The organism is Microvirga pakistanensis (assembly GCF_004458765.1).
Lineage (GTDB): Bacteria > Pseudomonadota > Alphaproteobacteria > Rhizobiales > Beijerinckiaceae > Microvirga > Microvirga pakistanensis.
In genome coordinates, this window is the sequence record NZ_SPJX01000185.1 from 144,244 (window position 1) to 163,565 (window position 19,322).

Sequence of the window (19,322 nt, forward strand, 5' to 3'; positions counted from 1 at the left end):
AAGTCAAATCGGCCGTCGCGCCTTACCTGTTACATGGTGGCGAAGGCCCGCTCCAGCAAGGGGTTCACGGCCTCCGCGAGGTCGTTGGCTCCCGTGATGCGGGCGGGCTGCGTGAGTCGCGTCAGGGCATAGCTCTCGGTGATCGGGGCGGGGGCCGAACGGGCCAGGGCCGCCGCCGCCGCCAGGGTGAAGAGCCGCTCAGCGATGAACCGGGCCCTGGCCTCGGCGTCCGGCGACTGAAGGGCGAGGACGACGTCCCGGGCCGCGTCCGACGCTCCCGGCAGGGCTCCGGCATCCGCCATGAGGCGGTCGAGGACGGAGGCCGCGAGCTCCGGCTCCCGGCTCTCCGCCCGCAGCAGGTCGAGGGCGATCACATTCCCGGACCCTTCCCAGATCGCGTTCACCGGAGCCTCCCGATAGAGGCGGGGCAGGGGGCTCTCCTCCACATAGCCGTTGCCGCCAAGGCTCTCCATGGCCTCGTAGAGGAGCCGGGGCGCCGCCTTGCAGATGCCGAACTTGGCCGCAGGCGTGATGAGGCGGGCAAAGGCCGCCTCCTGCGGATCCTGCGGCGCGAGATCGAAGCTGCGGGCGGTGCGGAGCGCGAGCGCCGTCATGGCCTCGCTCTCCAGGGCAAGGTCCGCCAGCACCGCCCGCATGGCCGGCTGATCGATGAGCTTCTTCTGGAAGACGCTTCGGTGGTGTGCGTGGTGCAGGGCGAGCGTCAGGCCCATGCGCACGAGCCCGGCCGAGGCGACCGCGCAGTCGAGGCGCGTGAGCTGGACCATGGGGATGATGGTGCGCACGCCCGCGCCTTCCTCGCCGATACGCCAGCCGAAAGCGTCAGCGAACTCGACCTCGGAGGAGGCGTTGGAGCGGTTCCCCAGCTTGTCCTTCAGGCGCTGCAGGCGCAGGCCGTTGAGAGAGCCGTCCGGACGGAAGCGTGGCACGAGGAAGCAGGTGAGGCCGCCGGGAGCCTGGGCGAGAACCAGGAAGGCGTCGCACATGGGAGCGGACATGAACCATTTGTGGCCCGTGAGCGCATATTCGTCTCCGGCCGCCGGGACGGCCCGGGTGCTGTTGGCGCGCACGTCCGTTCCACCCTGCTTCTCCGTCATGCCCATGCCGAGGGTGACCGCATTCTTCTCCCAGAATGGGATGAAGCGCGAATCGTAGTTCCGCGAGCGGATCCTCGGCAGCCACTCCCCCAGCCGATTCGGCGCGGCCGCGAGCGCCGCCGCCGAGGCGTGGGTCATGGTGACGGGACAGACATGGCCGCATTCGACGCCCGCCACGGCGTGGATCCGGGCGGCGCGGGCCACGTGCTCGTGTCCGCTCCCGGGTTCGTCCCAGGTCGAGCAATGGAGCCCGTCCGCCATGCTGGCCCGCATGAGCGCGTGATAGGCCGGGTGGAATTCCACCGCGTCGATCCGGTAGCCCCTCGCGTCGTGCGTGCGCAGCTTCGGCGGGTTCTCGTTGGCGAGCCGCCCGAGATCGAGCCGTTCCGCGCTGCCCCAGGCCGCCCCGAAGGCGATCAGCCCCTCGGCCTCGGGATCCAGGCCGCTGCTCCTGAGAGCGTCGAGGAGCGGCTTGTCCCCGGCGATCAGGTTCGCATCGCCGAAGGGCGGGGTCTGGTTGAAAACGTCATGTGTTCCCGACGATGGCATGGCTGCCGCTCCCGATAGAGCTGCTCGGCTCGATATTAGCGCCGAAACAGGGGCGGCGTCGCTCCAGGAATGGGCGTGGCCGCAAAGGAACAATCAAAAGGCTTTCCGGTTGGGCTGCATGCCTCGGTACTTCATGCATATCAGGCAAGGCGGCCAGCTTATTGAGGATACGGAAGGTGTTGAACTTCCCGATCTCGGTGCCGCACGGGCGTGGGCCCTTCACGGCATCCGGGACCTCGTCGGGGAAGCGATCAGGTACGGCAGAGATGACTGGCTCGACGACGCCCTCGTCATCACGGATGCGACGGGACGGGAATTGATGAGGGTTCCCTTCATCGAAGCGCTGCCCCCGCGTCTCTACCAAGCGTTGCATTGCTAGGATTCGACCGATGGTCTAGCATTGGAAGGCTCCCCATCCCGAGAAGGGCAGGCCATGTCGAATCCCCTGATCGGTAGACTTGAACGGCATGGTCCTCTCACGGACGAGGAAAAGGAGGTTCTCCAACGGATCACCTCCCGGACGACGATCTTCGGTCCGCATGAGACCATCGTGCCCGAGGGCAGCACCCCTTCGCACAGCAGTCTCATCCTCGATGGCTTCGCGAGCCGCCACAACCATTCGCTCGATGGACGGCGGCAGATCACGGCCTTTCACGTGCCTGGCGACTTCGCGGATCTGCACAGCTTCGTGCTCAAGAAGATGGACGATGGAGTTGCGGCGGTCGCGACGTGCAGGGTCGCCGAGGTCGCTCATAGGGACCTGAAGGAGATCACGAAGCACTTTCCGCACCTTACGCGTGTGCTCTGGCATACCACGCTGGTGGATGGAGCCGTCCATCGGACCTGGCTGACCACGCTCGGACGGATGGATGCCCGCGCGCGCCTGGCACACTTTTTCTGCGAGCTGAACGACCGCCTCGGCGCAGTGGGTCTGGCGAACGACGACAGCTACGAACTGCCAGCGACGCAGGAGGAGCTCGGTGATGCGTTCGGCATGAGTACCGTTCACGTCAACAGGGTTCTGCAGGACCTCCGGGGGGATGGGCTGATCACCTCCCGTGGGAAGCTCCTGATCATCAACGATCTGGCCCGCCTCCGCGAAGAGGGGCAGTACAGTCCCGACTACCTCCATATGGATCAGAAGCTCGAGCGGGATTGACACGCTCACCTTGTGCTTTGTTCCTGTCACCGCCGTCCCACGCCCTGGCTGAGCTGGTCCGGTTCGATTCCTGGGAGCTGCGCCGGCCGTGGACAGATCGGCGCTTGCTGCTTCCCTTCGCTGCGCCTATAGCGATGGCTTTAAGATGACAGACACCCCCCGATCCGTATTTCCCCACCGGCATCTCCTCGGAATCGAGGGGCTGTCCCCTTTGGATATTCAGGCCCTGCTCGACCTCGCCGACAGCCAGGTCGAGGTGAGCCGCCAGGTCGAGAAGCGCAAGACGACCCTCCGGGGGCGCACGCAGATCAACCTCTTCTTCGAGCCCTCGACCCGCACGCAATCCTCCTTCGAGATCGCCGGCAAGCGCCTGGGCGCCGACGTGATGAACATGGCGGTGGCGTCCTCCTCCGTGAAAAAGGGCGAGACGCTCATCGACACGGCCGCGACGCTCAACGCCATGCGGCCCGACATCATCGTGGTGCGCCACTATGCTGCGGGCGCGGTGCACCTGCTCGCGCAGAAGGTCGATTGCGCGGTGGTGAATGCGGGCGACGGCGCCCATGAGCATCCGACCCAGGCGCTTCTCGATGCGCTCACGATCCGCCGCAACAAGGGGCGGATCGACGGTCTCATCGTGGCGATCTGCGGCGACATCCTGCATTCGCGCGTGGCGCGCTCCAACATGATCCTGCTCGCCGCCATGGGCGCGCAGGTGCGCCTCGTCGCGCCCACGAACCTGCTGCCCCCCGGCATCGCGCGGCTCGGCTTTCCGACCTTCACCGACATGCGCAAGGGGCTGGAAGGGGCCGACATCGTCATGATGCTGCGCCTCCAGCGCGAGCGCATGAACGGCTCCTTCGTGCCCTCCGTGAAGGAGTATTTCCGGTTCTACGGTCTCGATCAGGAGAAGCTCTCCTACGCCAAGCCCGACGCGCTGGTGATGCATCCCGGACCGATGAACCGGGGCGTGGAGATTTCCTCCGACGTGGCCGACGGCGCGCAATCGCTGATCCGCGAGCAGGTCGAGATGGGCGTGGCCGTCCGGATGGCGGTGATCGAGGCTCTCGCGAGCCATCTGCCGAACGGGTGAGACGCGCGATGGGCATGAAACCTCTTCTCTTCAAGAACGCTCGCCTCGTCGATCCCGATACGGGTCGGGAGAGCAAGGGCGGGCTTCTCGTCCGCGACGGCGTGATCCAGGATCTCGGGCCGCAGTTGACCGACGTATCCGATGCCGACGTGATCGAGTGCGGCGGCCAGGTGCTGAGCCCCGGTCTCATCGATATGCGCGCCTTCATCGGCGAGCCGGGCGGGCCCTACCGCGAGACGCTCAAAAGCGCCGGGGAGGCGGCGGCCGCCGGCGGCGTGACCACCGTGGTATCCATGCCGGACACGAGCCCGGTTCTGGACGATCCGGCGGTGATCGACTTCATCGTGCGCCGGGCGCGCGACACCTCCGTGGTGAATATCCTGCCTGCCGCGGCTCTCACCAAGGGCCTCAAGGGCGAGGAGATGGCGGAGATCGGGCGCCTGAAGGAGGCCGGCGCGATCGCGTTCACGGATGGCGCGCGTTCCGTCACAAACGCGCAGGTGATGCGCCGGGCGCTCACCTATGCCCGCGATTTCGATGCGCTCATCGTCCACCATGTGGAAGATCCGAATCTCGTGGGGCAGGGCGTGATGAACGAGGGCGAGTTCTCCGCGCGCCTCGGGCTTCCGGGCATTCCGCGCGAGGCCGAGACGATCATGCTGGAGCGCGACATGCGCCTCGTGCGCCTCACCGGCGCGCGCTACCACGCGGCCATGATCTCCACCGCCGATTCGGCCGAAATCGTCGAGGCCGCGAAGGCGAGGGGCTTGCCGGTGACCTGCGGTGTCTCCATCAACCACCTGTCGCTCAACGAGAACGACATCGGCGATTACCGCACCTTCCTGAAGCTCTCGCCGCCCCTGAGGCACGAGGACGACCGCCAGGCGGTGATCGAGGCCCTCGCCAGCGGCACCGTCGACGTGATCGTCTCGGACCACAATCCACAGGATGTGGAGAACAAGCGCCTGCCCTTCGCCGAGGCCGCGGACGGGGCGGTGGGGCTCGAGACGCTGCTTTCGGCGGCGCTCCGGCTCGTGCATTCGGACCGCTTATCCCTCCCGAAGCTCCTGCGGGCGATGTCCACCAAACCCGCGGAAATCCTAGGGTTGCCGTCCGGCAGGCTGAAGATCGGCGCCCCCGCCGACCTCATCCTGTTCGATCCCGATGCGCCTTACGTGCTCGACAAGCGGGACCTGAAGTCCCTGTCCAAGAACTCACCTTTCGACGAAGCCCGCCTGGAAGGGCAGGTGACGATCACGATGGTTGCGGGCAGGATCGTGTTCGACCGACGCGCGATGGGGCCGGAAGCGAATGCCTGAAGAAGTGAACATGCTGTACCTGCTCGCGGCCCTGGCCTTCGGCTACCTGCTGGGCTCGATCCCGTTCGGCGTGATCTTCACCCGCATGGCGGGCGTGGGGGACATCCGTAAGGTCGGTTCCGGGAATATCGGCGCGACCAACGTTCTGCGCACCGGCCGCAAGGGACTGGCGGCCGCGACCCTGGTGGGCGACGCCCTCAAGGGCACGGTCGCCGTGCTGGTCATGGCCCGCTGGGGCGAGCAATTCGCGACGCTCGCCGCCCTCGGAGCTTTCCTGGGCCATCTTTATCCCGTGTGGCTGAAGTTCAAGGGCGGCAAGGGCGTGGCCACCTTCATCGGCGTGCTGATCGGCCTGAACTGGATCGCCGCGCTGATCTTCGCGGCGATCTGGCTGGGTGTCGCCTTCGCATCGCGCTATTCGTCCCTCTCGGCGCTCGTCGCCACCGCCGCGACGCCGGTGGTCCTGTGGCTTCTCGACGCGCCCGCCGTGGCGGCCATGACGGTGATTCTCGTGGCCCTGCTCTGGTGGAAGCACAGCGACAACATCAGCCGCCTGCTTGACGGAACCGAAGGCAAGATCGGTCAGAAGGGTTGAAGCCGTGAACCTGACGGATGAGCAGCGCCTCGACTGGCTCCGCCTGATCCGGTCGGACAGCGTCGGGCCGCGCACGTTCCGCACCCTCATCAACCGGTTCGGCGGCGCGTCCGCGGCCCTCGAGGCCCTGCCGGATCTCGCACGGCGCGGCGGACGCCCCGCGCTGAAGGTCATGAGCCGCGCGGAGGCCGAAAAGGAGATGGCCGCCGCGATTCGTCTCGGGGTGCGCTTCATCGCCATGGGCGAGCCGGACTATCCCAAGACGCTCCAGGCCGTGGATACCGCTCCGCCGCTGATCGGCGTGCGCGGCTCCACGGATGTGCTCGCACGGCCCTGTGTGGGCATGGTGGGCTCCCGCAATGCTTCGGCCTCGGGGCTCGCCTTCGCCGAACGCCTGTCGCGGCAGCTGGGCGACGCGGGTTACGTGGTCGTGTCGGGGCTGGCGCGGGGCATCGACACCCGGGCGCACAGGGCCACCCTGGACACCGGCACCGTCGCGGTGCTCGCAGGCGGCCTGGACAAGGTCTATCCGTCGGAGAACGAACCGCTCCTGCGGGCCATCGTGGAGCGCGGCGGGGCCGTGGTATCGGAGATGCCGATGGGCTGGGAACCGCGCGGGCGCGATTTCCCGCGCCGCAACCGCATCATCTCCGGCCTGTCCTATGGTGTCGTGATCGTCGAGGCGGCACGCCAATCCGGTTCTCTCATCACCGCCCGCTTCGCCCTGGAACAGGGGCGGGAGGTCTTCGCGGTTCCGGGATCGCCCCTCGACCCGCGCGCCGAGGGCACGAACGACCTCATCCGCCAGGGAGCCACCCTGTGCGCGGGCGTCGAGCACGTCACGAGCGTTCTCGAGCCGCTGATCGCATCGGGTCCGCAGAACGAGACGGGGGCCGAGGAGCCTCGCCATCTCCTGGATGTCGAGGAATTGTGGGACGAGCTGGATCTGCCGGAAATCCCCCGGGCTCCCACCGGCTCCGTTTCGCCCGCCGCGGGAATCGACGAGGAGCGCGCGGATTCGGCCGCGGGGCTCATCGCCCTTCTCGGACCTTCGCCGGTTGCCGTCGACGATCTCGTCCGCCAGTCCGGATTGCCGATCCGTACCGTTCAGACCGCATTGCTCGAACTCGAGATCGCAGGTCGTCTGGAACGCCATGGGGGCAACGCCGTATCGCTGATCGCAAGCCGCTAATTCGAGAGCGTCATGCGGCCCTCTGGGTTCGCCCGAACGATGCTCTCAATTCAAGATGAATGCATCGGATCGATCCCAAAAGGTGCAGGTCCACTTTTCTCGTCCGATGCTTATTGCTTCCGCTTGCCGGCCTGGACGACCCGCGCGGCCTCGAGCCTGGCCATGTCCAGGATATAGGCCAACAGATCCAGCCTCGTCTGCCGTGCAAGATAGGACAGCTCCGCCGTGAACTCGGCGATGTACTGCGCCGTCTCGAGCGCGCTCATGCCGTCCTCGCGAACGCCACCAGCCGGGGCGTCGGCCTCCTGGTCATGGGGCGAGGGAGCGGCATGGACTCGGCGCGGGGGTTTGGACATGGAGATGAGGCTGTGTCTCTGGTTCAGTCGATCCCCCATTATCCTTACAACTGAAAATGTTACAAGAGTATAAGTTTTAACTTACAGTTGTACTGCCCAGCCAAAGGATCAACCAAGAAGGGAGATCATGAGCGGCATCGACGCCAGCGCCAGCAGGGTTTGCAGGGTCAGGATCTCCGCCATCAAGGGAGCGTTCCCGCCCATCTGCCGCGCCAGCACGTAGCCTGCGGCCGCGGACGGGACGGAGGCGGCGATGATCGTGACGGCCAGATCGTCGCCGCCCACGCCCGCCTGATGGGCGAAGGTCGCGGCGAGAACCGGCATGAGGGCCAGTTTGCAGGCCGTCGAGAGGGCATGAGGCAGCCCGGGCCTGGCGAGCCGCCGAATGTCGAGGCCCGCTCCTACGATCAGAAGTCCTGCCGCCAGCGAGGCGCGCCCCATCAGGTCGATGTAGGAGGCGACGGGCTTCGGCAGCGGCGGCACGAGCAGGTTGAGCGCAAGGCCCACGGCGCAGGACCAGATGAACGGATTCGTCGCGAAGGAGCGCAGGATCTCCCAGGGACTTTGCCGGGGCCTGCCCGCGAAGCGGATGAACACATAGACGGCCAGAAGGTTCAGGAGCGGCACCATGGCGGCGATGGCCACCGCGATGAGCGCGATGCCGCGCTGGCCGAATAGGCTTCCGGCGACGGCCAGGGCCACGAAGGTGTTCCAGCGCGTGGCGCCCTGAAAGATCGAGGTGAAGCTCGGGCCGTCGACAGCGGCGTAGCGCGCCAGGACGGGGCGCAGCAGGAGCATGAGGCCCGCCATGAGCAGGATGGACCCGACGAGCGCTCCGCCGACGCCGAGGACGGGAACGGATCCGAGATCCGCCCGGGCGAGCGTGTCGATGATTAGCGCCGGGAAGAAGATCACGTAGGTGGCCCGTTCGAGCCCGGCCCATTGCTGGTCGTTCACGAAATTCGTGGTGCGGCACAGCCAGCCCGTCGCAATGATCAGGAACGTCGGAATGAGGCTGGCGAGAACGGCGGACATGGGAGCGCTTGTGTGACCGGGCGATGCCCGGCAAAAGGAGGAGCAAAAGCCGCTTAAAGCCTAAACCCGAGGTCGACAAGCGCCGGTCGAGCGCTCATTGGACAGGACGCGCTCGCGCTCCACTTCCTTTTCGTCCTGTCCCGCTCGAGGTCCGTATGATCCAGGTGACGAACACCATCGCGCTCGATGAGGCCGAGCTTCAGGAGAGCTTCATCCGCGCCTCGGGGCCCGGCGGGCAGAACGTCAACAAGGTGGAATCCGCCGTCCAGCTGCGCTTCGACGTGCGCAACTCTCCGTCCTTGCCGGACGATGTCAGGACGCGCCTGGAGCGGATCGCCGGAAAGAGGCTGACGAATGACGGCGTGCTGGTGATCACGGCCCAGCGGTTCCGCACGCAGGAGCGCAACCGGGAGGACGCGGTGGCCCGCCTCGTGGAGCTGATCCGTCAGGCGACCGAGCGCCCGAAGCCGCGGCGTCCGACGAGACCGACCCTCGCTTCCAAGAAGCGCAGGCTGGAGGCGAAGGGGCGCCGTTCGGAGATCAAGAAGGGCAGGACGTCCAAGCCGGCCTTCGACTAGCGCGTCGGACGAGAACAGTGGATTGGCACTTTCGGTGTCGATCCGATGCTTTACGAGGGCATCGGGTCAGCTGTACCGGCCCAGACTGACCTCCGCCCTATCCGGTACGGTGCGCGTTGTGAGGGCAAGGCCGACCTCCAGGATGCCGACGATGACGTGGGGCCACATGACCCGGTCGGCGAAGCCGAAGAGCCAGGGCGAGGCCAGGAGCAGAAGGCCGCCCGCGACGTCGATGCCCAGATGCACCGGCATGGGAATCAGCCGGACCACCGAGAGTTCGAAATCCGTCATGAGCGCCATGCCCAGAATGGCGACGCCGAGGATGATCGGGATCCATTGCGCGGCGCTGCCGTCGGCAAAGCCCAGCAGATACGGGACCACGGTCAGCAACAGGCCGACCAGGTAATCCATGACGCCGTGGATGCGGGTGGAGACGAAACGCATGAGACTACTCCTTCCGGGTGTTGCATCGTTCGCCATGCAAAAGGAAAAGAGACACGCCGCCCGGCTTGTTCCGCCGTTTCATATCCGACTGCGAGAAATCGACAGGATCTACAACCAAAACCTGCAATCGCTGCTAATGCTCGGGCGGATAGGCGTGTTCACCGCCCCGGAAATCCGACACCGTCCAGCAGCCGTCCTGCTGTTTGACCGTATCGGGAGCGATCACGGCCTTGCCATAGCCGCCCGGGATGTCGAGCACGTAGGTCGGCTGGCAGAGCCCCGAGATGCGCCCGCGCAAACCCGCCACCAGGGCGCGGCCTTCCTCCAGGGACAGGCGGAAATGGCCCGTGCCGGGAGCGAGGTCCGGGTGGTGCAGGTAATAGGGCCTGATGCGCGTTTCCACGAAGGCGCGCATGAGGGCGGCCAGGGTGTCCGGATCGTCGTTGATGCCCCTGAGCAGCACCGACTGGCTGAGCATGACGATGCCGGAATCCACGAGCCGGGCGCAGGCGGCGCGGGCCTCGGGCGTGAGCTCGCGCGGATGGTTGGCGTGCAGCGCCACGTAGACAATTTTGCCGCTCGCCTTGAGGGCCGCGATGAGGCTCTCGTCGATCCGGTGCGGCTCGACCGCCGGGACGCGGGTGTGGAAACGGACGACCTTCACGTGATCGATGACGGAGAGCCGCCGCATCAGCTCGGACAGGCGCCGGGCCGAGAGTACCAGCGGGTCGCCTCCGGTGAGGATCACCTCCCAGATTTCAGGATGGTCGGCGATATAGGCGAAAGCCTTCTCGAGCGCCTCGGGCGTGAGGGTGCCGAGACCCTGAGGCCCCACCATCTCGCGGCGGAAGCAGAACCGGCAATAGACCGGGCACACATGCACGGCCTTCAGCAGCACCCTGTCGGGATAGCGGTGCACGATGCCCTCGACTGGGGAATGGGCGAGATCGCCGATGGGGTCCTGGCGCTCCTCGGGCGTGGTCGCGAGTTCTGCGGCGTCGGGCACGAACTGGCGGGCGATCGGATCGCTCGGGTCGGCCCGGTCGATGAGGTCGGCCATGGCGGGGCTGATCGCGACGGCGTAGCGCCCGGCCACGCGTTCGATCTCGGCCAGCCGCTCGGGCGCGATCAGCCCGGCTTCGGCCAGCTCGGCCGGGGTGCGAAGGGTGCTCAATGGCCTGTCTCCGGCACCGGGGCCCAGATCACCTGATCGACGCGCGACGCCCCGGTGGCCAGCATCGCGAGCCGGTCGAAGCCGAGCGCGATGCCGCTCGCTTCGGGCATATGGCCCAGGGCGGCCAGGAAATCCTCGTCCACAGGATAGCTTTCTCCGTAAACCCGCATCTTCTCGCGCATCTCCGCCTCGAACCGCCGACGCTGCTCGTCGGGATCGGTGAGCTCGCCGAAGGCGTTCGCCAGCTCCACGCCGCAGGCATAGAGCTCGAACCGTTCGGCCACGCGCGGGTCCCGGACGGAGCGCCGGGCGAGGGCCGCCTCCGCCACCGGGTATTCGTCGAGAATCGTGGCGCGGCCGAGGCCGAGCCGCGGCTCGACCCGCTCCACGATGACGCGGCTGAACAGGTCGGACCAGGTGTCGTCATCCGCGACCCGCATCCCGGCGCTTCGGAGGCTTGCCGCCAGATGGTCGCGGTCCGTCGCGCCGCTTTCGTCGATGGAGGCCAGCAGGTCGATCCCGGCATGGCGCCGGAAGGCTTCCGCCACGCTCAGGCGCTCGGGCTCCTGGAACGGATCGACCCGCCGGCCCCGATAGCTGAAGGTGCGGGTGCCCGCCGTCTCCGCCGCCAGGGCTAGGAGGGCGGCGCAATCCCGCATCAGGGTCTCGTAGCCTTCGCCGGCCCGGTACCATTCGAGCATGGTGAATTCCGGGTGGTGCAGGGGGCCGCGCTCCCGGTTGCGGTAGACATGGGCGAAGCATGAGATCCGGGTCTCGCCCGCCGCGAGCAGCTTCTTGCAGGCGAATTCGGGCGAGGTGTGGAGGTAAAGCGGCGTCTTCGACCCGCCGGGGCCGATGGCCTCGGTTGCGAAGGCGTGCAGATGCGCCTCGTTGCCGGGCGAGATCTGGAGCGTCGCCGTGTCGACCTCCACGAAATCACGATCCGTGAAGAAGCCCCGGAACGCCGCCTGGATCCGGTTCCGTCCCAGGAGGAAAGGGCGGCGATCCGCATGGACATGCGGGGTCCACCAGGGGGAAGGGGCGGGCGTGGCGTTTTCCATCGTGGAGAACTTCCTAACACGTCAGGCTGGCGATTTGCGCCGAGATAGGCTAGTTGCGGCAGCGAAACCGAATTTCGGCGCCGCCGGGGCTGGGCTGCCCGGCCCTGCGGCGCGCCTCTATCTGTCACAAGGAACGCTTCCCGTGAAGGTCATCGCCTCTACGCTCCGCAAAGGCAATGTCGTCGACATCGACGGCAAGCTCTATGTCGTGCTCACCGCACAGAACATCCACCCCGGCAAGGGCACGCCGGTCACCCAGCTCGACATGCGCCGCATCTCCGACGGCGTGAAGGTCTCCGAGCGCTACCGCACCACCGAGCAGGTCGAGCGCGCTTTCGTGGAGGACCGCGAGCACACCTATCTCTACGAGGACGGCGAGGGCTTCCACTTCATGAACCCGGAGACCTACGAGCAGGTCGCGGTTCCCCAGGACATCGTCGGGGACCTGAAGCCCTACCTCCAGGAAGGCATGGCCGTGATGCTCTCGACCCATAACGGCGTGCCGATCGCCCTCGAGCTGCCCGCCCGCGTCACCCTCGAGATCGTCGAGACCGAGCCGGTCGTGAAGGGCCAGACGGCGTCCTCCTCGTACAAGCCCGCCATGCTGTCCAACGGGGTGCGCACCATGGTGCCGCCGCACATTCAGGCCGGCACCCGCGTCGTGATCATGACGGAAGACGGCTCCTACGTGGAGCGCGCGAAGGACTAAGGTCCTTTTCCGCACGTCATTGCCGACCTCGTGCCGGCCGTGACAGCAAAGCGCCACGAACCACCCTTGAAGGGCAGGGAATTTCGGTGGAGGTTCGCCGGGTTTCCTGCCTTTTCCTTGTCCGGAGCTCGATCCCTCATGGCCAGCGGTCCCCTTGCATCCATCAACCCCCTGGTCGCCGATGTCGGCAGCCCTCCGATCCCGGAGGCGCAGAGCTGGACCCGGCGCTATGACGGGTCCTACGGGCCGCTGATCAACCTCTCGCAGGCCGTCCCCGGCAACGCCCCCGATGGGGGTTTCCTGGAGCGCCTCGCGACCGCCGCCGGCGAGGCCGGAACCTCCCAGTACGGGCCCATCAACGGCGATGCGGGCCTGAGGCAGGCCTATGCGGCCGAGATGTCTCGCCTCTACGAGGGCCGGATCGAATCCGCCGACACGGCGATCACGGCCGGCTGCAACATGGCCTTCTTCGTCGCCATGATGCTGCTGGCCCATCGCGGCCAGGCGGTGCTGCTGCCGACGCCCTGGTACTTCAATCACCAGATGAGCCTGGACATGCTCGGCATCGAACCCCGTCCGCTGCCGTGCCGGCCGGACAACGGCTTCGTGCCGCGCGTGGAGGATGCCGAGGCGCTGATCGACGAGACGGTCCGCGCGATCGTGCTCGTGACGCCGAACAACCCGACCGGCGCCGTCTACCCGGCCCACGTCATCGAAGCCTTCGCGGAGCTGTGCCGCAGGCGCGGCCTTTATCTCGTGATCGACGAGACTTACCGCGATTTCCTGCCGCAGGGGATGAACCGGGCTCACGGGCTCTTCGCCGCAGATACGTGGCGGGACAACGTGATCCAGCTCTATTCCTTCTCGAAATCCTATGCGATTCCGGGTCACCGCATGGGAGCCGTCACGGCGGATGCTCCGCTCATCGAGCAGATCGCCAAGATCCTCGACTGCGTTCAGATCTGCCCGCCGCGCGCGGCTCAGGCGGTTCTGCCCTGGGCCATCGAAGCCCTGCGCGGGTGGCGGGAGGAGAATCGGGCCGAGATCAATCGCCGTGCACAGGTATTTCGAGACGCGCTCGCGCCGCTTCCGGAATGGCGGATCGAGTCGGTCGGCGCCTATTTCGCCTATCTGCGGCATCCTTTCGCGGGGGCGAAGGCGCAGGCGGTTGCGGAGAAGCTGGCGACCGAACGGGGCGTTCTGTGCCTTCCCGGAAGCTATTTCGGCCCGGGTCAGGAAGGGCATCTGCGCGTCGCGGTGGCCAATGTCGGGGCCGATGTCCTGGCCACGCTCACGGACCGGCTCAAGGGGCTGACGCTCTGACGCTTCTGGAGGAGGCGGCCACAATCTGCGTTGCAACCCTTGGCAGATGCGGGCGGCGATGGTTACTCTAAACGGAACACCGGCATTCCGCTGGAATGCCCAGGGATTCAAGTTTGACCGTGAAAGTCGATGCGACGACCGATGTAAAAGATCGACGCGCGGACCCATCTCCTGGGGCCGAAAACGACGCGTCGTGGTCGTCCGGGCAATCCCCCGCACAATCGGCCCCGTCCGGCAGGCGAGAGGCGCGGCGGCGTTCGACCCGAAGCTATGCCGCCCTCGATCTCGGAACCAACAACTGCCGGCTCCTCATCGCGGAGCCTGCGCATTTCGGGTTCCGTGTCACGGACGCGTTCTCCCGGATCGTGCGCCTGGGCGAGGGGCTCGGGCTCGGCAATTCCCTGAGCGAGGACGCGATCGAGCGCACCATCGACGCGCTTCGGGTCTGCCGTGACAAGATGATCGCGAAGGAAGTGATCCGCGCCCGCCTCGTGGCGACGGAGGCGTGCCGCCTCGCGGAGAACGGCGCTTCCTTCATCGAGCGCGTGCGCAGCGATCTCGACCTCGACCTCGAGATCGTGGACCGCAAGACGGAGGCCTATCTGGCGGTGACGGGCTGCGCGGCCCTGGCCGATCCGAAGGCCCAATCGGTGATCATCTTCGACATCGGCGGCGGGTCGACGGAGATCGCGTGGCTCGACGGCCCGGCGCCGCATGCCTTCGCGGACCCGTGCAAGCGCATCCGCGCCTGGGATTCGCTGCCCGTCGGAGTCGTGACCCTGGCGGAGCGGCACGGCGGGGTGGACGTGACTCCGGAGAGTTTCGAGGGCATGGTCGAGGAGGTCTCCGAGCTCCTCATCGATTTCGCCCTCGTGGCGGCGCAGGCCGGGAGGGCCAGGAACTTCCATCTCCTCGGCACCTCGGGAACCGTCACCACCGTGGGCGGCATCCACCTGGGGCTCGCCCGGTACGACCGGCGCCGGGTCGATGGCATGTGGATGCGCAACGGAGAGATCTCGACAGTGATGGACCGTCTGCTGCATTCCAATTTCCAGCAGCGGGCCGAGAACCCATGCATCGGCCGGGAACGGGCCGACCTCGTCCTGGCGGGCTGCGCCATTCTCGAAGCGATCCGCCGGGCTTTTCCAGCGGATCGCCTGCGCATCGCCGACCGGGGCTTACGTGAAGGAATTCTGATGAATATGATGAGAGAGGACAGCGTGTGGCGGGGGGGAAGCCAACGGTGACCACCAAGACCGGCTCCGGCGTCCGCAACCTCAAGCAGCGCGTGAAGACTGCGAACAAGCGGTCCCTATCCTCGCAGAAATGGCTCGAGCGCCAGCTCAACGATCCTTACGTCGCCCGCGCCAAGCGGGAGGGCTACCGGTCGCGCGCGGCCTTCAAGCTGCTCGAGATCGACGAGAAGTATCACATCCTCAAGCCCGGGCAGCGCATCGTCGACCTGGGCGCCGCACCCGGCGGGTGGTCGCAGATCGCCGCCAAGAAGGTGGGGGAGAAGGGCAAGGTCGTCGGCATCGACCTGCTCCCCATCGATCCCATGGCGGGCGTGGAGTTCATCCAGCTCGACTTCTTGGACGAGAGCGCCCCGGGCAAGCTCATCGAGATGTTGGGCGGGCCCGCGGACGTGGTGATGTCCGACATGGCCGCCAACACCACCGGCCACAAGAAGACCGACCATTTGCGCATCATCGGGCTGGCGGAGGCGGCGATCTACTTCGCCCGCGAGATCCTGGCGCCGGGCGGCGCCTTTCTGGCGAAGGTGTTCCAGGGCGGAACCGAGAACCAGCTTCTCAACGACCTCAAGCGCGACTTCGCCGTGGTGCGCCACGTGAAGCCTGCGGCGAGCCGGGCCGATTCGGCGGAACTCTACGTGCTGGCGACCGGTTTTCGGGGTGCGGCAGACCGGACGCCTTAAGCCCCAACGGGGCCCCTGCGTGGTCGCCACGGAAGGAAGGACCACGCACATGACACCTCATAGGATCGGCATCATCGGCCTCGGCAAGATCGCGCAGGACCAGCACCTGCCGGTGATCAAGGCCAACCCGAACTTCCAGCTCCTGGCGGTTTCGAGCACGCGCGGACTGACGCACGAGGACGCGCAATACACCTTTCAGGACTACCGGGACCTGCTGAAGCTCAAGGATGTCGAGGCGGTGGCCATTTGCACGCCGCCGCAGGTGCGCCACGCCATCGCCCGCGAGGCGCTGCTCGCCGGAAAGAGCGTGCTGCTGGAGAAGCCTCCCGCCGCCACCTTGAGCGAGCTGGAGGACCTGCGGCTTCTGGGCGAGAAGCTGGGCAAGACTGTCTTCACCACCTGGCATGCCCAGTACAACAAGGCCGTCGACGAGGCCAAGAAGGCGCTCGCCGGCTGGTCGATCAAGCGCCTCCAGGTGACCTGGAAGGAGGACGTGCGGCACTGGCATCCGGGCCAGCAATGGATCTGGCAGGCCGGGGGCTTCGGCGTGTTCGACCCCGGGATCAATGCGCTCTCCATCGTCACCCGCATCATGCCGGAGCCGGTCTTCATCAAGACGGCCGACCTGGAATTCCCGGCCAACCGGGACGCCCCGATCGCCGCCGCCCTGCAGTTCCAGACCGGCCACACGGACGGCAATCTCCAGGCGGTGTTCGACTGGCGCCAGACCGGTCCGCAGACCTGGGACATCGAGGTGGAGACGGAAGCGGGCTTCGCCCTCAAGCTCAGGCACGGCGGCAGCTGCCTCGAAATCGACGGGCGCCTCGTGGTCCAGGAGGAGCCCGCCGAGTACCAGGGCATCTACCGCCGCTTCGATGCCCTCCTCACCATCGGGCGCTCGGAGGTCGACGACGCTCCGTTCCGCCTCGTGGCGGATGCCTTCATGATCGGCAAGCGGGTCCAGGTGGATGCGTTCGAGGATTGAGCCATAAACTCGTGTCATGCCGGACGGCGGGCCTATCCGGGATCGCATTCAGGATAAAGCTCTGTGTCATCCCCGCGCAGGCGGGGATCCATAACCATAACAGAATACGAAAAGCTCCTCGGCTATCGTGCAGCCTATCCTGCCTTGTGAGCGAATATGGATTCCCGCCTTCGCGGGAATGACGGTGGAGCTTCAGGCGCTTTGTTCTGCAAACGACCCCGGGTTCCGCGGCGCGGCCTCGGGACGATGGTTTTTGTCAACTCAAATTCTTCTTCAGGAACCCCACCGTGCGGCTCCAGGCCAGGGCGGCGGCGTCCTTGTCGTAGCGGGCGGCGTTGGTGTCGTTGTTGAAGGCGTGGTTCGCGCCCTCGTAGACATGGATCTCGTAGGTCTTGCCCGCCTGTTTCAGGGCCGCCTCGTAGGCCGCGATCCCCGCGTTGATGCGCTCGTCGAGGCCGCCGTAATGCAGCATGAGGGCGGCCTGGATCTTCGGCACGTCCTCGGCCTTCGGCTGGCCGCCGTAATAGGCCACCCCCGCGCCGAGGTCCGGCTCGTTCACGGCGAGGTTGTTGACCGCGCCGCCGCCCCAGCAGAAGCCGATGGCCCCGACCTTGCCGTTGCCGTCGGGGCGTCCCTTCAGATAGGCCACCGCCGCCTTGCCGTAGGCGATCACGTCGGCCTGCCTCAGCTGGCCGATCATCTCCCGGCCCCTGTCCTCGTCGGCGGGCGTGCCGCCCATGGGCGAGAGATAGTCGAGGCCCAGCGCGACGAAGCCCTCCGTCGCCATGCGGCGGGTCACGTCCTTGATATGCGGATTGAGGCCCCGGTTCTCATGGATGACGATGACCGTCGGCAGCTTGCCGGCCGCATCCTTCGGCTTCACCAGATAGCCTTTCAGGCCCTGCGCGCCGGGAATGTCGACGGTTTCCGCCGTGATGCGCGGGTCGTTCTCCTGCACAATCTGGGCCATGGCGTAATTGTTCTGCAGAATCGGCAGGAGGGCCGAGGCCGCCGCCGTGCTGCCGGCCAGCGCCGCGAGCTTGTCGAGGAAGGAGCGGCGGCTCATGCCGCCATGGGTGAAGTCGTCGTAGAGGTCGATGATGCGTTGATCCATGAAGGCCTCCTGGTCTCCCACCGGGATGGTAACGCAACCCTAACGGCGTTCCACCTCCTCACCGAGATTTGTAGTTCCGTCGCCGAGGCCGGTCGCCGGGGGCTTGCGCTCCATGGCCCGGTGGCCGGACATCTCCGCGCCCGCCGTCGGTTCGAGGCGCGCGAAGACCAGTCCGGCGAGAGCCGACACCACTGCGACGGCCCAGAAGGCGGGGCCGAAATCCTCTGCCGCGATGGCGGTTCTGCCGTGCATGTGGGCGACCGCCTCGACCACGAAGGCCCCGAAGGCGACCCCCATGCTGAGCGCCACCTGCTGGGCGGCGCTCGACAGACTCGTCGCGTAGCTCATGTCGCGCTTCGACACCTCCGCGAACGCGATGGCGTTGAGGCTCGTGAACTGGAGCGATCGGAAGCAGCCGCCGATCAGGAGGATGATCATGATCAGCCAGTGGGGCGTGGAGGAGGTGAAGAGCCCGTTGAAGGCCACGAAGGCGGCGCCGATGAAGGCGTTGATCACCAGAACCCTGCGGAAGCCGAACCGCTCCAGGATGCGCTTTGCCATGGTCTTCATGAACAGGGCCCCCACCGCCGCGATGAAGGTGAGCGATCCCGAGGCGAGCGGACTCAGGCCGAAGCCGATCTGGAGCATGAGCGGCAGCAGGAACGGGATCGCCCCGATGCCGACCCGGAACAGGGAGCCGCCGACCACGCTGATGCGAAAGGTCGGCATCTTGAGAAGGTCGAGCTTGAGCACCGGATGCGGCGTGCGTTTGGCGTGCCAGACATAGGCCGCCACGCTGATCGCGCCGACGATCACGCAGCCCAGCGAAACCGATTCCGGGATCAGATGGCGCCCGCCGGAGGCGAGCCCCAGCATCAGGAGGGCGAGGCCGATGCCCGAGAGCAGGAAGCCCGCGAGATCGAGGGGCGGGGTGTCCTCCTCGCGGACGTTGGGAACGTACTTCGTGGCGAGGACGATGCCGAGAATGCCGATCGGGATGTTGATGAAGAAGATCCAGCGCCAGTGGAAATAGGTGGTGATGAAGCCGCCCAGCGGCGGGCCGACCACCGGGCCCACGAGGGCGGGAATGGTCAGCATGGCCATGGCCTGCACCACCTCGTTGCGGGGCACGCTGCGCAGGATGACGAGGCGCCCGACCGGCACCATCATGGCGCCGCCCATGCCCTGCACGAAGCGGGCGATGACGAAACCCTCCAGGGAATTCGCGCCCGCGCTGGCGAGGGAGCCCGCCATGAACACGCCAATGGCGGCGGTGAAGATGGTCCGGGCCCCGTACTTGTCGGCCATCCAGCCCGAGATCGGGATGAAGATCGCCAGGCTCACCAGATAGGAGGTCAGCGCCAGCTTGAGCGCGATGGGATCCGTGCCCAGATCCAGCGCGATCATCGGCAGCGACGTGGAAATGACCGTCGAGTCCATGTTTTCCATGAACAGGGCGGTGGCGATGATGAACGGGAGAAGGCGGACCTGGCGCATGACCGATGGGACTTAGCGTCCTCAGGGGAGGTTGCAAAGCCGGCTCACGCACGTCTGATCTTCGGTGGATGCGGCACTCGCCCCTTTG

20 protein-coding genes are annotated in these 19,322 nt (G+C 66.7%); 12 read left to right on the forward strand and 8 right to left on the reverse strand.

From position 1 onward, the window contains the following. Window positions 1-29 precede the first annotated feature (29 nt). Complete coding sequence (locus E4K09_RS10690; RefSeq protein WP_134496744.1) at window positions 30-1,664, reverse strand: isovaleryl-CoA dehydrogenase; 1,635 nt, start codon at window positions 1,662-1,664, stop codon at window positions 30-32. A 118-nt stretch (window positions 1,665-1,782) separates the two neighbouring features. On the opposite strand from E4K09_RS10690, the gene E4K09_RS10695 reads away from it, so the two are divergent. The 6 genes from E4K09_RS10695 (at window position 1,783) to dprA (ending at window position 7,022) form a co-directional block, all read left to right on the forward strand. Continuing rightward, window positions 1,783-2,043, forward strand: coding sequence for a DUF6894 family protein (locus tag E4K09_RS10695; RefSeq protein WP_134496746.1), 261 nt, complete (start codon window positions 1,783-1,785; stop codon window positions 2,041-2,043). A 54-nt stretch (window positions 2,044-2,097) separates the two neighbouring features. Continuing rightward, window positions 2,098-2,823, forward strand: coding sequence for a Crp/Fnr family transcriptional regulator (locus tag E4K09_RS10700; protein WP_134496748.1), 726 nt, complete (start codon window positions 2,098-2,100; stop codon window positions 2,821-2,823). 145 nt (window positions 2,824-2,968) lie between these two features. Then, on the forward strand, window positions 2,969-3,916 hold the full coding sequence (locus E4K09_RS10705) for an aspartate carbamoyltransferase catalytic subunit (protein ID WP_134496750.1): 948 nt from the start codon (window positions 2,969-2,971) through the stop codon (window positions 3,914-3,916). 8 nt (window positions 3,917-3,924) lie between these two features. Beyond that, entirely contained in the window at window positions 3,925-5,235 is a 1,311-nt protein-coding gene (locus E4K09_RS10710) for a dihydroorotase (RefSeq protein ID WP_425293835.1), read from the forward strand. Then, window positions 5,228-5,830: a glycerol-3-phosphate 1-O-acyltransferase PlsY gene (plsY, locus tag E4K09_RS10715; protein WP_134496752.1), complete on the forward strand. Its 603-nt coding sequence runs from the start codon at window positions 5,228-5,230 to the stop codon at window positions 5,828-5,830. Before E4K09_RS10710 ends, plsY begins: the two co-directional genes overlap by 8 nt. A gap of 4 nt (window positions 5,831-5,834) precedes the next feature. Next, a complete protein-coding gene (gene dprA, locus E4K09_RS10720) occupies window positions 5,835-7,022 on the forward strand; it encodes a DNA-processing protein DprA (protein WP_134496754.1) in 1,188 nt (395 codons plus the stop codon). Between the two features lie 110 nt (window positions 7,023-7,132). Here dprA and E4K09_RS10725 read toward each other — a convergent pair whose 3' ends face one another. Together E4K09_RS10725 and E4K09_RS10730 are read right to left on the reverse strand one after the other, a co-directional pair. Beyond that, window positions 7,133-7,378, reverse strand: a complete 246-nt coding sequence (locus tag E4K09_RS10725) for a hypothetical protein (protein ID WP_134496756.1) — start codon at window positions 7,376-7,378, stop codon at window positions 7,133-7,135. A gap of 108 nt (window positions 7,379-7,486) precedes the next feature. Beyond that, the gene (locus E4K09_RS10730; RefSeq protein WP_134496758.1) at window positions 7,487-8,413 is read right to left on the reverse strand and encodes an AEC family transporter; all 927 of its coding nucleotides are present in this window, start codon (window positions 8,411-8,413) and stop codon (window positions 7,487-7,489) included. A 155-nt stretch (window positions 8,414-8,568) separates the two neighbouring features. Between E4K09_RS10730 and arfB the strand changes: the two genes are divergently transcribed. Continuing rightward, on the forward strand, window positions 8,569-8,991 hold the full coding sequence (arfB, locus tag E4K09_RS10735; protein ID WP_134496761.1) for an alternative ribosome rescue aminoacyl-tRNA hydrolase ArfB: 423 nt from the start codon (window positions 8,569-8,571) through the stop codon (window positions 8,989-8,991). Between the two features lie 66 nt (window positions 8,992-9,057). Here the strand turns inward: arfB and E4K09_RS10740 are convergent, their stop codons facing one another. From E4K09_RS10740 to epmA, 3 genes are all read right to left on the reverse strand, one after another. Then, window positions 9,058-9,435: an SPW repeat protein gene (locus E4K09_RS10740; protein ID WP_134496762.1), complete on the reverse strand. Its 378-nt coding sequence runs from the start codon at window positions 9,433-9,435 to the stop codon at window positions 9,058-9,060. Window positions 9,436-9,568: 133 nt separating this feature from the next. Then, window positions 9,569-10,609: a lysine-2,3-aminomutase-like protein gene (locus E4K09_RS10745; RefSeq protein ID WP_134496764.1), complete on the reverse strand. Its 1,041-nt coding sequence runs from the start codon at window positions 10,607-10,609 to the stop codon at window positions 9,569-9,571. Beyond that, a complete protein-coding gene (epmA, locus tag E4K09_RS10750) occupies window positions 10,606-11,670 on the reverse strand; it encodes an EF-P lysine aminoacylase EpmA (RefSeq protein ID WP_134496766.1) in 1,065 nt (354 codons plus the stop codon). Before epmA ends, E4K09_RS10745 begins: the two co-directional genes overlap by 4 nt. 142 nt (window positions 11,671-11,812) lie before the next feature. Here epmA and efp point away from each other — a divergent pair, with 142 nt between their 5' ends. From efp to E4K09_RS10775, 5 genes are all read left to right on the forward strand, one after another. Then, window positions 11,813-12,379 (forward strand): elongation factor P, encoded by a 567-nt coding sequence (efp, locus tag E4K09_RS10755; protein ID WP_134496822.1) that lies wholly within the window; start codon window positions 11,813-11,815, stop codon window positions 12,377-12,379. A gap of 138 nt (window positions 12,380-12,517) precedes the next feature. Beyond that, window positions 12,518-13,702, forward strand: a complete 1,185-nt coding sequence (locus tag E4K09_RS10760; RefSeq protein ID WP_134496768.1) for an aminotransferase — start codon at window positions 12,518-12,520, stop codon at window positions 13,700-13,702. Between the two features lie 119 nt (window positions 13,703-13,821). Next, the gene (locus E4K09_RS10765; RefSeq protein WP_425293836.1) at window positions 13,822-14,949 is read left to right on the forward strand and encodes a Ppx/GppA phosphatase family protein; all 1,128 of its coding nucleotides are present in this window, start codon (window positions 13,822-13,824) and stop codon (window positions 14,947-14,949) included. Further along, complete coding sequence (locus E4K09_RS10770) at window positions 14,946-15,638, forward strand: RlmE family RNA methyltransferase (protein WP_134496772.1); 693 nt, start codon at window positions 14,946-14,948, stop codon at window positions 15,636-15,638. Before E4K09_RS10765 ends, E4K09_RS10770 begins: the two co-directional genes overlap by 4 nt. Before the next feature lie 49 nt (window positions 15,639-15,687). Next, window positions 15,688-16,623, forward strand: coding sequence for a Gfo/Idh/MocA family protein (locus E4K09_RS10775; RefSeq protein ID WP_134496774.1), 936 nt, complete (start codon window positions 15,688-15,690; stop codon window positions 16,621-16,623). 256 nt (window positions 16,624-16,879) lie between these two features. Here the strand turns inward: E4K09_RS10775 and E4K09_RS10780 are convergent, their stop codons facing one another. Both E4K09_RS10780 and E4K09_RS10785 read right to left on the reverse strand, forming a co-directional pair. Next, complete coding sequence (locus E4K09_RS10780; protein WP_134496776.1) at window positions 16,880-17,737, reverse strand: dienelactone hydrolase family protein; 858 nt, start codon at window positions 17,735-17,737, stop codon at window positions 16,880-16,882. A gap of 39 nt (window positions 17,738-17,776) precedes the next feature. Further along, the gene (locus E4K09_RS10785) at window positions 17,777-19,234 is read right to left on the reverse strand and encodes a DHA2 family efflux MFS transporter permease subunit (RefSeq protein ID WP_134496778.1); all 1,458 of its coding nucleotides are present in this window, start codon (window positions 19,232-19,234) and stop codon (window positions 17,777-17,779) included. Between the last annotated feature and the right edge of the window lie 88 nt (window positions 19,235-19,322).

Excerpts from the sequence above, each read along its gene's own strand:
- E4K09_RS10725 (WP_134496756.1), bottom strand. The coding sequence starts at position 7,378 with ATGTCCAAACCCCCGCGCCGAGTCCATGCCGCTCCCTCGCCCCATGAC.
- E4K09_RS10695 (WP_134496746.1), top strand. The coding sequence starts at position 1,783 with ATGCCTCGGTACTTCATGCATATCAGGCAAGGCGGCCAGCTTATTGAG.
- E4K09_RS10730 (WP_134496758.1), bottom strand. The coding sequence starts at position 8,413 with ATGTCCGCCGTTCTCGCCAGCCTCATTCCGACGTTCCTGATCATTGCG.
- E4K09_RS10760 (WP_134496768.1), top strand. The coding sequence starts at position 12,518 with ATGGCCAGCGGTCCCCTTGCATCCATCAACCCCCTGGTCGCCGATGTC.
- E4K09_RS10740 (WP_134496762.1), bottom strand. The coding sequence starts at position 9,435 with ATGCGTTTCGTCTCCACCCGCATCCACGGCGTCATGGATTACCTGGTC.
- arfB (WP_134496761.1), top strand. The coding sequence starts at position 8,569 with ATGATCCAGGTGACGAACACCATCGCGCTCGATGAGGCCGAGCTTCAG.
- E4K09_RS10785 (WP_134496778.1), bottom strand. The coding sequence starts at position 19,234 with ATGCGCCAGGTCCGCCTTCTCCCGTTCATCATCGCCACCGCCCTGTTC.
- E4K09_RS10690 (WP_134496744.1), bottom strand. The coding sequence starts at position 1,664 with ATGCCATCGTCGGGAACACATGACGTTTTCAACCAGACCCCGCCCTTC.
- epmA (WP_134496766.1), bottom strand. The coding sequence starts at position 11,670 with ATGGAAAACGCCACGCCCGCCCCTTCCCCCTGGTGGACCCCGCATGTC.
- E4K09_RS10705 (WP_134496750.1), top strand. The coding sequence starts at position 2,969 with ATGACAGACACCCCCCGATCCGTATTTCCCCACCGGCATCTCCTCGGA.
- E4K09_RS10780 (WP_134496776.1), bottom strand. The coding sequence starts at position 17,737 with ATGGATCAACGCATCATCGACCTCTACGACGACTTCACCCATGGCGGC.
- E4K09_RS10700 (WP_134496748.1), top strand. The coding sequence starts at position 2,098 with ATGTCGAATCCCCTGATCGGTAGACTTGAACGGCATGGTCCTCTCACG.
- E4K09_RS10710 (WP_425293835.1), top strand. The coding sequence starts at position 3,925 with ATGGGCATGAAACCTCTTCTCTTCAAGAACGCTCGCCTCGTCGATCCC.
- plsY (WP_134496752.1), top strand. The coding sequence starts at position 5,228 with ATGCCTGAAGAAGTGAACATGCTGTACCTGCTCGCGGCCCTGGCCTTC.
- E4K09_RS10775 (WP_134496774.1), top strand. The coding sequence starts at position 15,688 with ATGACACCTCATAGGATCGGCATCATCGGCCTCGGCAAGATCGCGCAG.